A 330-nucleotide genomic window follows, 5' to 3' on the forward strand; every position below is an offset into this window, starting at 1 on the left:
TCTGAGCACAGTCGCGTGACTCGGATGGCAACCAAAGAATTAAATATGGCTCGGCCACTTCCTAAGGAGGAAGTGATCATTCGAGTCCAGTGAGCATAGGGAATATGGCTAGACAAGCAAAGCAAAAGTTAAATCACGAACTCATTCCATGGCGTTTATACGTTGTGGTGGGGTTCGTATTGTTGTTATTTTGCAGTCTAGTTGCACGTGCGGCTTATATTCAAATTATAGAACCTGACAAACTTCGCCACGAAAGTGATATGCGCACGTTGCGCACGACCAGTAACCAAGTTCAGCGAGGCTTAATAACCGATCGTAATGGCGATATGC

1 protein-coding gene and 1 pseudogene are annotated in these 330 nt (G+C 45.5%); both read left to right on the forward strand.

Annotated elements, in window-relative coordinates:
- Positions 1-93: cell division protein FtsL (locus tag AAEZ02_RS22050; protein ID WP_351125116.1), on the forward strand; the 93-nt coding region annotated here is incomplete at its 5' end.
- 11 nt (positions 94-104) lie between these two features.
- Positions 105-330 (forward strand): annotated as a pseudogene (locus AAEZ02_RS22055) (peptidoglycan glycosyltransferase FtsI); the annotation flags it as partial.

This window comes from Shewanella sp. T24-MNA-CIBAN-0130 (assembly GCF_040310185.1).
GTDB classification, from domain to species: Bacteria; Pseudomonadota; Gammaproteobacteria; order Enterobacterales; family Shewanellaceae; genus Shewanella; species Shewanella psychromarinicola.